Consider the following 12,775-nt stretch of genomic DNA (forward strand, 5'->3'; position numbering starts at 1 on the left):
CCCAGGGTCCGCCAGTCGAGCCCCAACTGCCCGGCCCGTTGTCGGCCCGTTGTCGGGCCGCCGGCGAGATCCGCACCATAGCACCGGCAGCCGGCTTCGGCTGAGCGGGAGCAGGCATTGCCTTGATGGCGTCAGGCTCAACAGCTTGTTCGGGGCTTTGCTCCACCACTTCAGCCGTTTCGGCTTCACCGGCCAGTCGCAAATGGGCGATGGGCTCGCCCACCTGGCGCTGCTGACCCACCGGAGCCAGCAATGCCTCGACGACCCCTTCATCGAATACTTCCAGGTCGATCAGGCCCTTCATGGTCTCGATAGTGGCGATCACGTCACCTCGGTGCACCGTATCGCCGGGCTTGACCCGCCACTCGGCCACCATGCCCTTGGCCATATCGGAGCCGAACGACGGCATCTTGACGGTTTTTATCATTTGCCCATCACCTTTATTGCGGCGGCCACGATGCCCTCGATCTGGGGCGTGGCCGCCAGCTCCAGATGCCGGGGATAGGGAATCGGTACCTCGGCGCTGCACAGCCGTTGCGGCGGGGCATCCAGCGACCAGAAGCAATATTCCGCCACCAGGGCGCAGATTTCACCGGCCAGACTGCCGGTGCGCCAGCCCTCGTCCACCACCAGCAGGCGCCGAGTCTTGTTGACCGAAGCGAACAGGGTCCTGGTATCCAGGGGGCGCAGGCAACGCAGGTCCACCACCTCGGCGCCGATGCCCTGGCTCTGCAGCAATTCGGCGGCCTCAAGGGCCTTGGGCAGGGAGCCGCCATAGCTGACCAGGCTGAGATCGGCTCCTTCCCGGCGCACCACGGCCTGATGCATGTCGGGGCACTGTTTCTTCGTCGGTACCGGCCCCGTGTTGTTGTAGAGCAGCACATGCTCGAACAACAGCACAGGATCGGGATCCGCCAGCGCCATGGCCAGCATGTAACGGGCATCGGCAAGGGTGGCCGGGGCCAGCACCTTGAGGCCCGGCACATGGGCATACCAGTTTTCCAGGCTGTGAGAGTGCTGCGCCGCCAGCTGCCGGCCGGCACCGCAGGCCATGCGGATCACCAGCGGCACCCCCAGCTGCCCCCCGGACATATGGCGCAGGGTGGCGGCGTTATTGACGATTTGATCCAGCGCCAGCAGGCTGAAGTTGACCGTCATCACCTCCACGATGGGCCGCATGCCACCCAGGGCGGCGCCGATGCCGGCACCGACGAAGCCGGACTCGGACAAGGGGGTATCGCGCACCCGCTGCTCGCCGAATTCCTGTAGCAGGCCCTTGGTCACCGCATAACAGCCGCCGTAATGGCCCACGTCCTCACCCATCACGAATACCCGCGGGTCTTCATGGATGGCGTCCCGGATGGCTTCGCGCATCGCTTCACGGTAACTGATGGTCGGCTCCTTCATGCTTGCGGCTCCCGGTAAACGCTGCGGCACAGCTGTGACTCGGGCTCGAATTCGGACTGCTCGGCGAAGGCAACGGCGGCATTGATCTCCAGCCTGACAGCCTGCTCCAGCTGTTGCCAACGGGCCTCGTCCAGACCGCCACTCTGTTCCAGGTGGTGCCTGAGCTGCACTATGGGCCCCTTGCCTTGCCACTGCTCAACCTCCTCCGGGGTGCGGTACAGCTGGGTATCGAACATGGAATGGCCACGAAAGCGGTAGGTCAGGCATTCCAGAAAGCGGGGGCCGCCTCCCGCCCGGATGGCCTCGCAATATGCCCGGGCAACCGCTTCCACCTCTGCCACCTGCATGCCGTCCACCGCCCGGGCGGCCAAACCATAGCTTTCGGCCTTCTTGAAGATACGCTGTTCCGACTCGGAAATGGCCAGCGCCGTGCCCATGGCGTAGCGGTTGTTTTCACATACGAACAGCACCGGCAACTGCCAAAGCTGTGCCAGGTTGAGGCTTTCGTGAAATTCCCCTTCCGCCACCGCCCCTTCACCGAAGAAACAGCAGGTAACCCGGTTTCGCCCCTGCAACTGGTCGGCCAACGCCAGCCCCACCGCCATCGGCAAGGCGCCGGCGACGATGGCATTACCACCGTAAAAGCGTTTGGCCTGGTCGAAGATATGCATGGAGCCGCCCCTCCCCCGACTACTGCCGGTCACCTTGCCGTACATCTCCGCCATCACCGCCTTCATGTCCAAACCTCGGGCCAGGGCATGGCCATGCTCCCGATAGGTGGCGATAACCGCATCTTCCTCCGTCAGCGCCTGCATCACTCCCACCGCCACCGCTTCTTCGCCGATATAAAGATGCAGAAAGCCGCGAATTTTCTCTTCCATATAGAGCTCGGCACAGCGTTCCTCGAAGCGGCGGATGCGCAGCATTTCCTGCAGCAGCAACAGCAGGTGACTTGTCTCCTGCTCGGCGCCGGCTGGCTCTTGTTTACTTTTCATGGCGCTCGCCCTCGTCGCTTTCCAGGGTGGAGATATCGCCCGGCGGCAGCCCCAGCTCCCGGGCCCTGAGCAGGCGGCGCATGATCTTGCCGCTGCGGGTCTTGGGCAGGTTGTCCTTGATAGTGATTTCCCTCGGTGCCACCGCCGGTCCCAGGCGCTTTCTGGCGTGGGCCATCAGGCTCTTGAGCAGTTCGTCATCGGGTTCATAACCGGGTTTAAGGGCCACAAACGCCTTGACCACTTCACCGGCCACCTCATCCGGAATGCCAATCACACCGGCTTCCGCCACCGCCGGGTGCTCCAGCAGCACGCTTTCTACCTCGAAGGGCCCGATAAGGTGACCGGCAGACTTGATCAGCTCCTTACTGCGTCCCACAAACCAGTAGTAGCCATCTTGATCCCGGTAGGCCAGATCGCCGCTCAGATACCAGTTTCCCCTGAAACAGTTCCGGTAACGCGCCTCTTCATGCAGATACCCGCGAAACATGGAAGGCCAGCCCGGCCTGAGGGCCAACTCGCCCACCTGACCCGGCGTGTTCAGCTCGGTCAGTTGCCCCTGCTCATCAAGCTGCACTATGCCCGCCGTGATGCCCGGCAGGGGCTGCCCCATAGAGCCCGGTTTGACCGGCTCGGCGGCAAAGTTGGCCAGCATGATGCCGCCGGTCTCGGTCTGCCACCAGTTGTCATGAAAGGGCATGCCGAACACCCGCTGCCCCCAGACCACGGCTTCGGGATTGAGCGGCTCGCCAACGCTGGCCATAAAGCGCAAGGCACCGAGATCAAACCGGGTCACCAGCTCGTCACCGACTTTCATCAGCATGCGAATCGCCGTTGGTGCCGTATACCAGACGTTGACCCGCTCATCGGCCAGAATGCGGTACCAGCGTTCGGGGTCAAACTCCGCCTCGTCCACCACCAGGGTGACCCGGTTGCACAGCGGGGCAATCACCCCGTAACTGGTGCCGGTGACCCAGCCCGGATCGGCGGTACACCAGTAGACATCGCCGGGGTGCAGATCCAACGCACACCAGGCGGAATAGCCGTGATGGATCACCGCTTCGTGTACATGCAGGGCGCCCTTGGGCGGGCCTGTGGTGCCGCTGGTAAAGTGCAGCAGGGCGGGGTCTTCGAGCCGGGTCGGGCAGTTCGTGAATATCTCGCTGGCTTCACTCAGGGCGAGGTCCAGATCCAGGCAATCGGCGGGGCAATCACCCTGGCAGTCGTAGAGCAGCACCTGCCTGAGGTGGGGCAATGCGCTACGCCAGGGCGCCACTTTCTTGTGGTATAAACGGGCACTGCTGACCAGCACCCGGGCGTCGCCGATTTCCATGCGGGAGCGGATCGGCTCGGGGCCGAAGGCGGAAAACAGCGGGCAGAACACGGTACCGGCCTTCAGGCTGCCCAGCAGGGCGGCAAAAAGTTGCGGGGTACGCCCACACAGGCTGAACACCACCTCTCCTTTGGCTACACCCAGCCCGGTCAGCAGGTTGGCGAAGCGGTTGCCGAGCCCCTGCAACTGGCCGTAGCTGAAGGTACGTCGCTCCCCCTGCTTGCCCAGCCAGACCAGCGCCGGCTGTGCTCCCTGCCCCTCCTGCACATGGCGGTCTAGCGCCTCGAAGGCGATATTGATGCCGCCGCCCTGATCCTTGATCCTGCTTTTGGCCTTCTGCCAGTCAAAATCCCGACAGGCCTGCCGATAATCCACCAGGTTAGGTGGAGGACTGAAGCGGTCCAGTGTCTTGGGGATGGTGTCAAAACCCATGCGAGCCCCTTGCTTGCCGATTGTTTGCTGTTGGCCTTGCGGGTGGCAAAGCCCTGATCAGAGCGGCAGAGCATGAAGGTGTTTTCCGGATGCTGCCGCCCTCCGGTGTTCCTCAATGAAGTCTAGCTTTAATCAGGCTATTCATATCCGACCGGGGTATATCCCCGTAGATATGCCCCTGTCGGCCTGTACTCTAATCACAAAGAAGGACAAAGGGATCGGCTCGGCCGGCAGAGCTGGCCCTTTGGCCTAGGTGCGAGAGGAAACCAGACAGGCTAATCGCGCCGTATCTTGAACTGCAGGAAGTGGGTGGAGCAGGAAATACAGGGGTCGTAGTTGCGGATCAGTCGTTCGCAAAACAGCTTGAGCTCCAGATCGCTGTGGCTCAGGCCAAAGCGGGTGACCGAGGACTTCAGATCCTGCTCGATGCGGGCCTGATTCTGGCTGGTGGGCGGGATTATGCTGCAGGACAACAGCTTCCCCTGCTCATCCAGCCGGTAGTGATGATAAATCATGCCCCGCGGCGCCTCGGTGCAAAAGCAGCACTCCCCCGCTCGGGGGGTGACCGGCACGTTGGCCTCACCGGTCGGGCAATCCTGAGCCAGCAGCCGGCTTGCCTCGAACAGCGCCCAGTAGATCTCCAATGCCCGGGCCTGAATGCTGGTGAACATGTTGCGATTGGGAAAGTCGAACCCGCATTCCCGAGCCAGCGCCTGCACCTCGGCGGGCAGCAGCTCGAAGCTGTTGTTCATCCGGGCCAGCGGGCCCACCAGATAGTCGTTGCCGTCCAGCAGTGAATACAGGGCCGTGGAATGAGGTTCCTGATGCTCGGCAAAATGGCCGGCATAATCCTCATAACCCAGGCTCAGGCCGGTGTTGCTGGTGATGCGACCACCATTGATGGCATAAGTGTCCGGCTCGATCAGGCTGACCCAGGTAAAGTCATGGCTGTAGTCGGGCAGTGTCAGCCCCGCTGTCCAGTGCACCAGTTGTTCGGCGGCGGGCAGCGCCTGCTCTACCAGCTGCCGAACTTCATCCCAGCGCGCCATATCGGGCAGGCGACCAAAGCCCCCCACCTGCAACCCCACCGGATGAACGGAACGCCCCCCCAGCAGGGTCATCAGCGCATTGCCGGCCTCCTGCAGCTGCATGCCCCGCCGCAATACCTCGGGATACTGCCTGGCCATGGCCAGGGCATGATCGAAACCCAGAAAGTCCGGTGCCGCCAGAAAGTGAATATGCAAGGCATGGCTCTGCACCCATTCCCCCAGATTCATCAGCTTTCTGAGCTGCACCAGCGGCGTGGGCAGCACTATGCCGAACAGTTGCTCCATCGCCTGAATGGAAGTGAGCTGATAGGCCATGGGACAGATACCGCAGATGCGGGCGTTGAGATCCGGCACCTCTTGATAATCGCGCCCTTCCAGAAACTTCTCGAACAGCCGGGGTGGCTCGAAGATGGCCAGATGCAATTTGTCGATGCTGTCCCCTCTGGCACTCAGCTCCAGCGAGCCCTCTCCTTCCAGCCGGGTAACGAAGGGCACCTTGAGGGCAATGCGACGCTTGTTTTTTTTCATTCATCCAGCTCCCGCACATCGATTGACTGCCAGCGCCGGCTTTGCTCGCGAAATGGCGCGCTGTGGCTGTGAATGGCGGCGAAACGCCGGGCAATATCGTCGGGCACCAGACCCAGGCCGGCGAAGCGGTTGGCCAGGCTGTCGCAGTTAGGCTGCTCGGAGGGGCCGAAGCAGCCGTAGCAGGCCCGTCCAAAGGCGGGACAGAGGGCACCGCAGCCGGTGCGCACTACGGGGCCCAGACAGGGCGCCCCCCGGGTCACCATGACGCAGACCTGCAGCCGGCGCTTGCACTCCATGCACAGCTTTTCGGCCTCGGGCCGGGGCTGCACGTCCAGTCGCAGCTGACGCAGAAAATGGCGCATCTGCTCCACCGTAATGGGGCAACCCCAGAGCTCGAAGTCCACCTTGATGTGTTCGGCTACCCCGGTGGAGGTTGCCAGAGTGGCGATAAAGTCCGGCCGGGCATAAATAGCCGCTTTCCAGGCCGGACCATCCGCCATGTTGCGCAGGGCCTGAATGCCGCCGCTGGTGGCGCAGGCACCTATGGTGACCACCAGCTTGCTGTTTTTCCGCAGGGCCCGGGCCCGCTCAAGATCTTCCGGGGTAGAGATGCTGCCCTCGACAAAAGCCACATCCACGGTTTGTTCCGGCCCTTCGATACCCGCCTCGATAAAGTGCAGAAACTCCACCTCTTCCAGCATATCCAGCAGCGCCGGCCCCTGATTGAGGAAGGCCAGCTGGCAGCCGGAGCAGGAGGTCAGCTTGTGTACCGCCAGGGTCAGCTTGGGATTAGCCATCAGACTCCCTCCTGTCCCAGCCAGGGCTTGACCTGCGGATAATGGAATACAGGGCCGTCTTTGCAGACAATATTCTGATGCCCCAGCTGGCAATCGACACCGAGCAGATGAACTGCCATCAGACTCCCTCCTGTCCCAGCCAGGGCTTGACCTGCGGATAATGGAATACGGGGCCGTCTTTGCAGACAAAATACGGTCCCAGCTGACAATGACCACACAAGCCCTGGCCGCACTGAAAATTGCGCTCCAGGCTCAGATAGACGGCATCATCCCCCACCTGCTGACGCGCCAGCTGCTTGAGGGCCGCCAGCATCATGATCTCGGGTCCGCACATCAAGACGGCGCAATTGGCCGGATCGAACTCGGCCAGTTCCAGCAATTCGGTGACCAGCCCCAGGCGCCAGCGGTGCCGATGCCGGTTCTCCTCGCTGGCGGCCAGCAGCACCTGACACTTGCCCAGCGTTTGCCAGCGACGGTACTGGGCCTGCCAGAGCAGGTCCGCATGGTGCTTGACCCCCTGAAGTATCACGATGCGGCCATATTTATCCCGGTTGGCAACCGCATGATGAATGGCCGCCACCACGGGGGCGCAGCCTAGCCCGGCTGTGATGAACACCAGATCCTTCCCCTGCAGTTTCGCCAGCGGCCAGCCCTGACCGAAGGGGCCACGCAGGCCCAGCTGCTGGCCGACTTCCAGATCCACCAGCGGACGGGTTACCCGGCCAACGGCGCGAATGGTGTGCTGCAACAGGCCCTGGTCCCAGCCCATGATGGAAATGGCCACTTCACCGGCGCCAAACAGGTAGAGCATGTTGAACTGACCGAAATCAAAATCGAACGGCGCCCGGGTTTCCAGCGCCAGGCTCAGAGTATGGACCCCCGGCAACTCCATTTTCTTCGCCGCCAGGGTGGCAGTCATGGGCAGAAAATCAGCCATGCTTTCCCTCCGGCGGTGTGTCTTCCAGCAGGGCCTGGGCTTCTTCCACCAAGTCGATAGCCACCGGACACCAGGCAATGCAGCGACCACAGCCAACACAGCCGCTACGGCCAAACTGCTGCTGCCAGGTGGCCAGCTTATGCACCAGCCACTGCCGATAGCGATGACGGATCTCGGAGCGAACCACCTTGCCGGTAATGTAGCTGTGCTGCTCGCTGAAGCAGGAGTCCCACAGCTGCACCTGCTCGGCCTGCTGGTTACGGATGTCGCCCTCGGTTTCCTGCTTCGAACAGAAACAGGTGGGACAGACCAGGGTGCAGTTGCCGCAGGCCAGGCAACGATCGGCCACCTGCTGCCAGCGCGGGTGATCCAGCCTGTCTACCAGCTGTGCCAGCTCGGCCTCGCCCGGCATCACCCGCTGCTGGTGGCGGGCTCCCGCAAGCCAAGCTCTGGCCTCGGTCACTTGCTTGCGACTGGTTTTTTTCAGGGGCAACTGCGCGGCTATGGCCACACCTAGTTCGCTGCCGGTCTGCAGCAGATAGCCGTCATCCAGCTCGTCGAGCAGTAGATCGAAACCAAAGTGTGCCTCGGGGCCGTCACCGGTCGAGACACAAAAACAGGTGTGGGCGCTGCGGCCGCAATTGACCGCCACAATCAGCAGTTGCTCGCGTTGGGCCCGATAGAAGGGGTCGGCATGGGGCCCCTCCAGGAAGTGTTGGTCCTGAATTTTCAGCGCCGCCAGATCGCAGCTTCGCAGGCCGATAAAGGCAAGCTGCCTGGGCTCGGGCTCTACGGCACGAAAACACAGGCCATCTTCGGTGTTTTCGGCTCGCCACAGGCTTTGCCGGGGCTGAAACAACCAGGGTTTCAGGCCCTGGGGGCCGGTATTCCAGGCAAAGGCGCGCCGGCCGGCCGTGTGCTGCAAGCGGTAAGAACCGGCATCGGCCTGCTCCTGCCAACCCCAGGGCAGCTGGTCGACATTATTCAAGGGAGCAAACAGAATGGCATCGTCTTTGACCTGGGGGCCTATCACCTCATAACCGGCCTGCACCAGTGCCTGATGGAGGTGTTGCAGATCCCTGGATTCAAGAAAGCGCCTAGTCATGATGAGCTCGGTTCAACAGCCAGTCACGCCAGGCGTTAAGCCCCTCGCCGGTGCTGGCCGACAGCGTCAGGATCTCGACCCGCAGATTAAGCCGGCGCAGGGATGCTTTAATCTTCTCCAAATCGACATTGAGATAAGGCTGCAGATCGATTTTGTTGATGATGACCAGCTCGCAGCCGGCAAACAGATGGGGGTATTTGTCCGGTTTGTCTTCGCCGTCGGTCACCGCCATCATGGCCACCCTGTGCTGCTCGCCCAGATCGAACAGCGCCGGACACACCAGGTTGCCCACGTTCTCGACCAGCACCAGGGAGTTCGGCTGCGGCGCCAATCGCTCCAGCCCTGCCTGTATCATCTGGGCATCCAGGTGGCAGCCGGTGCCGGTGTTGATCTGCACCGCCCGGCCGCCGCAGGCCTGAATGCGGCGGGCATCGTTCTGGGTTTGCTGATCCCCCTCCAGTACCGCCATCGGCGGCCAGTCGGCACCAGCCCCTTTGACGGTGGCCTCCAGCAATTGGGTTTTGCCGGCGCCCGGGGTGCCCATCAGGTTGATACAGGTGATGCGATTGGCCGTCAGCCAGTCGCGGTTTTGCCGGGCCAGTTCATCGTTGCCGGCCAGCAGCGCCTGCTGCAATTGCAGGCTGTCACCATCCTGGTGCAGGTGACTATGCGCTTCACTCCCCGGCTCCGACAGCCGGGCTTTCTCGCTGGAACATCCGCAATGACCACACATCAGCCGAATCCTATTTCCGTCAACAGCAGCTGCCGTCCCGAAGTCAGAGTATAGTCGTAGCCGCCGCAGGGGCAGGCGTCGCCCGGCCTGCTCGGGGCAAAGTGCCGGCCGCAGCCACGACATTCTGCCTGGGCGGGCACCACATCGATGTAAAGTATCGCGTCGGCCAGCCCGCCCTCTTCCTTCACCATGTCGAAACAGAAGTGCAGCCGATCGCTGTCGACGCAGCTCATGATGCCCACTTCGATGCGAATGGTGTCGATCACCCTGTGCCCATAGGGTTTGAGCTGAGTCAGCAGGGCCCTGACCACCGACAGTTCATGCATGATCAGCAGATCCTCGGCAATTGCAGGCCATGGGGGACCTCCAGCAGCCGCTCGCCACCGTAAGGCGTCAGCAGACTCAAGCGCCCCGGTGATGACGGACCCGTTACCTCGCCGATGATGCAGGCATCTCGGCCCAACGGATGCCCGCGCAGCAATGCCAGGGCCTGTTCGGCCTGCTCGGAGCAGATCACCATGGCGGCCAGCCCCTCGTTGGCGAGAAACAGCGGCTCCAGCCCCAGCAGCTCGCACAGGGCAAGGGTCTGGGGCCGAAATGGCAACGCGCGCTCAATCAGCCGGATCTCGACCGCCGAGGCGGCGGCGATTTCGCTCATCACCCCCCCCAGGCCGCCCCGGGTCGCATCGCGCAGGCAGCGTACCCCCGGGCATTGCGCCAGCACCGGCTGCAGCAATGAATGCAGGGATGCACAATCGCTGGCCAGCTCCCCCACCAGCCCCAGATCTTCCCGCGCCAGCATAACGGCGGCACCGTGATCGCCCACATGGCCGTTCACCAGCACCTTGTCGCCGGGCCGGGCCGAGCCGATGGCAAGGGCCAGGCCCGCCGGTATCACCCCCACGCCGGTGGTGTTGATAAATAACTTGTCGGCCATGCCCCGCTCCACCACCTTGGTATCGCCGGTGACTATGGTCACTCCAGCCTCGCGGGCCGCCTCGGCCATGGAGCCAACCAGACGCTCGAGCAACGCCAGCGGCAGCCCTTCTTCGATGATAAAGGCGGCAGTCAAATACAGAGGGATGGCCCCGCCCACGGCCAGATCGTTGAGGGTGCCGCACACCGCCAGCTTGCCAATATCGCCGCCGGGAAACTCCAGCGGGCTCACCACAAAGCTGTCGGTGGTCAGGGCCAGCCGATCCCCCTGGGCCAGAAACTCCGCCAGCGGCAACCGAGCCTGATCTTCCTTTTGCAGCAAGGGACCGTCACCGAAGGCGGAAAGAAAAAGCTCGTCTATCAGGCTATGCATGGCGCCGCCACCGGCGCCATGGGCCAGGGTGATGGTGGTTTGCTCATTGGTCACCGCTCGTCTCCTTATCCTGGTGTTTCTCGGCCTGGAACTGCTCGGGCCGATACTGATAATAGGCGGCGCAGGCCCCCTCGCTGGACACCATAAGGGCGCCAACCGGGTTTTGAGGCGTGCAGTGGCGGCGGAACAGCGGGCACTGGTGCGGTTTTATCCGGCCGGTCAGCACGGCGTTACACCAGGCGGGTTCGGCAGCGGCCTCGATCGGGGGGAGCGAGGCCAGACTGGTCGAGGCATCCAGATGCCGGTATCGCTCCCGCACCCGCACGCCCGAGCCCGGCACCGTGCCTAGCCCCCGCCAGTGGCTGTCTACGCCCGATTCAAACACCTGGTCAATCACCTTGAGCGCGGCCGGGTTACCCTCTGCCGCCACCACCCGGCCATAGGCGTTTTCGATGGCGCAGCGCCCCTGGGCCAGTTGCAGTATCAGTTGATACAGGGCCTGCAAAAAGTCCACCGGCTCGAAGCCGGCGATCACCAGCGGCTTGTGATACCGCTCGGCGATGGGCGCATAAACCCGGCTGCCAATCACCATGCTCACGTGCCCCGGCCCCACAAAGCCATCCAGCTTTATTTCACCGGCTTCCAGCAGGCCCGTCAGGGTGGGCATCAGCCGGATGTGGTGGCAGAGAAAACGCAGGTTGCCGATCCCGGCCCGGTCGGCGGCCAGCAACGAATGCGCGATGCCGGGCATGGTGGTATCGAAGCCGATGGCAAAAAAAACTATCTGCTTATCTGGGTTGGCCTGGGCCAACGCGAGGGCATCGAAGGGGCTGTAGAGCACCTTTACCTCGGCCCCTTCTGCTCTGGCCTGCAGCAGGCTGCCCCGGCTGCCGGGCACCCGCAGTGGATCGCCGAAGCTCGCCAGAATCACGTCAGCTCGACGGGCCAGACTAACCGCCTGATCGACTGCCGCCACCGGCAGCACGCACACCGGGCAGCCGGGCCCGTGGATAAACTCGATGGACGCAGGCAGCAACTGGTTCAGCCCGAAGCGAAAGATGGCATGGGTATGGCCGCCGCACACCTCCATGATCTGCAGGGGCCGGCCGAGGCGCGCCGCCACCGGCTCGGCCTCGCGGGTAATGGCCGCCAGCAGGGCCTTGACCCGGCCGGCGTCACGAAAATCATGGGTCAGGCTCATGGCTCTTCCCCCTCTTCCATTTGCGCCAACAAGTCTATTTGTGCCAACAAGGCCAGGGCACGGTCGGCCTCAGCCTTGTCGATCAGCGCCATGGCAAAGCCCACATGCAGCAAGACCCATTCACCGATCAGGGCCGAAGGGTCGCGGCCATCGGCGGCCAACAGGGCGATATTGATCTGGCGGCGCACCCCAGCGGTCTCCGCCAGGGCCAGCCCCGCATCGGCATCCATAATGGCCACCACCTGAGCCGGTATTCCCAAACACATAAGCTACTTCCTCCCCAGGCCCTGTCTCTTGGTCACAAATCAACGTGTGGAATACAGAGGCAGCAGGGTTACCTCTCCCGACCCGCTTCGAGCACATCCGTGTGACGCTCGGCACATGCCATCCCTGGCATGTGACGGTCGGCTGAGGCAATCCCTGTTGCCTCTTCCATAACCCGGAGTGACAGACAGGCTCGCGTTTTTTGTAGCCGGCGCTTTAGCTGCCGGATCAAACGGTGCCGAATCATCAGGCACAGCACCGCTTGCAGATTCGCGCCGGCTAAAGCAGCGCCTACCGTTTAGCCATACATTGAGTAAGGGCAATAGCGGCCTGACCCAGGGCGATGCCGCCGTCGTTGCTGGGGGCCTGGCTCTGGGTCAGTACTGTCAGTCCCATGGCTTCCAGTTCTTCTATCAAGGGCTCCAGCACAAGGCGGTTTTGCATCACGCCGCCGCTCAGGGCCACGGCGGTAAAGGTCACGCCCTCTAGCCGACGCAGCCGGCGCACCATGTGGCACAGGCCCCTCACTAAACTTAGGTGAAAATTGGCCGCCAGCACCGCTTTATCCTGCCCCGCCTGCAAGGCTTCGATCATCACCGGCCACAGCGGCGCCGGATCCAGCTGCCAGAGTTCATATTCGCGGCTCAGCCCAAACTCATAACAGGCGTTTGCCTGTGCGCTCTGGCCC

The 12,775-nt window shown here is 62.9% G+C and carries 14 protein-coding genes; all 14 read right to left on the reverse strand.

Annotated elements, in window-relative coordinates; all coding sequences use genetic code 11:
- Positions 1-427 (reverse strand): biotin/lipoyl-containing protein (locus UN63_RS15420; RefSeq protein WP_219821192.1); only part of this gene is annotated, 427 nt, incomplete at its 3' end.
- On the reverse strand, positions 424-1,407 hold the full coding sequence (locus tag UN63_RS15425) for an alpha-ketoacid dehydrogenase subunit beta (RefSeq protein WP_104488243.1): 984 nt from the start codon (positions 1,405-1,407) through the stop codon (positions 424-426). The genes UN63_RS15420 and UN63_RS15425, both read right to left, overlap by 4 nt.
- Positions 1,404-2,402: a pyruvate dehydrogenase (acetyl-transferring) E1 component subunit alpha gene (gene pdhA / locus UN63_RS15430; protein ID WP_104488245.1), complete on the reverse strand. Its 999-nt coding sequence runs from the start codon at positions 2,400-2,402 to the stop codon at positions 1,404-1,406. The genes UN63_RS15425 and pdhA overlap by 4 nt, the downstream gene beginning before the upstream one ends.
- Entirely contained in the window at positions 2,392-4,164 is a 1,773-nt protein-coding gene (gene acsA / locus UN63_RS15435) for an acetate--CoA ligase (RefSeq protein ID WP_104488248.1), read from the reverse strand. Before acsA ends, pdhA begins: the two co-directional genes overlap by 11 nt.
- A gap of 275 nt (positions 4,165-4,439) precedes the next feature.
- The gene (locus UN63_RS15440; RefSeq protein ID WP_104488250.1) at positions 4,440-5,741 is read right to left on the reverse strand and encodes a Ni/Fe hydrogenase subunit alpha; all 1,302 of its coding nucleotides are present in this window, start codon (positions 5,739-5,741) and stop codon (positions 4,440-4,442) included.
- Entirely contained in the window at positions 5,738-6,538 is an 801-nt protein-coding gene (locus UN63_RS15445; protein WP_104488253.1) for an NADH-quinone oxidoreductase subunit B family protein, read from the reverse strand. The genes UN63_RS15440 and UN63_RS15445 overlap by 4 nt, the downstream gene beginning before the upstream one ends.
- A gap of 118 nt (positions 6,539-6,656) precedes the next feature.
- On the reverse strand, positions 6,657-7,475 hold the full coding sequence (locus UN63_RS15455; protein WP_104488255.1) for an FAD/NAD(P)-binding protein: 819 nt from the start codon (positions 7,473-7,475) through the stop codon (positions 6,657-6,659).
- Positions 7,468-8,580 (reverse strand): 4Fe-4S dicluster domain-containing protein, encoded by a 1,113-nt coding sequence (locus tag UN63_RS15460; RefSeq protein WP_104488257.1) that lies wholly within the window; start codon positions 8,578-8,580, stop codon positions 7,468-7,470. Before UN63_RS15460 ends, UN63_RS15455 begins: the two co-directional genes overlap by 8 nt.
- A complete protein-coding gene (gene hypB, locus UN63_RS15465) occupies positions 8,573-9,313 on the reverse strand; it encodes a hydrogenase nickel incorporation protein HypB (protein ID WP_104488260.1) in 741 nt (246 codons plus the stop codon). Before hypB ends, UN63_RS15460 begins: the two co-directional genes overlap by 8 nt.
- Positions 9,313-9,639, reverse strand: a complete 327-nt coding sequence (locus tag UN63_RS15470; RefSeq protein WP_104488262.1) for a hydrogenase maturation nickel metallochaperone HypA/HybF — start codon at positions 9,637-9,639, stop codon at positions 9,313-9,315. Before UN63_RS15470 ends, hypB begins: the two co-directional genes overlap by 1 nt.
- Positions 9,640-9,641: 2 nt before the next feature.
- The gene (gene hypE, locus UN63_RS15475; RefSeq protein ID WP_104488265.1) at positions 9,642-10,676 is read right to left on the reverse strand and encodes a hydrogenase expression/formation protein HypE; all 1,035 of its coding nucleotides are present in this window, start codon (positions 10,674-10,676) and stop codon (positions 9,642-9,644) included.
- Positions 10,666-11,823, reverse strand: coding sequence for a hydrogenase formation protein HypD (gene hypD, locus UN63_RS15480; RefSeq protein WP_104488268.1), 1,158 nt, complete (start codon positions 11,821-11,823; stop codon positions 10,666-10,668). The genes hypE and hypD overlap by 11 nt, the downstream gene beginning before the upstream one ends.
- Positions 11,820-12,089 carry a HypC/HybG/HupF family hydrogenase formation chaperone gene (locus tag UN63_RS15485; RefSeq protein ID WP_104488270.1) on the reverse strand — a complete coding sequence of 90 codons (270 nt, stop codon included), beginning with the start codon at positions 12,087-12,089 and terminating at the stop codon, positions 11,820-11,822. Before UN63_RS15485 ends, hypD begins: the two co-directional genes overlap by 4 nt.
- Before the next feature lie 289 nt (positions 12,090-12,378).
- The coding region (locus UN63_RS17130) for a Kae1-like domain-containing protein (protein WP_483406933.1) at positions 12,379-12,775 on the reverse strand (397 nt) is incomplete at its 5' end.

Origin of the sequence: Oceanisphaera arctica, assembly GCF_002936955.1 — a bacterium.
In the GTDB taxonomy this organism is placed as follows: Bacteria; Pseudomonadota; Gammaproteobacteria; order Enterobacterales; family Aeromonadaceae; genus Oceanimonas; species Oceanimonas arctica.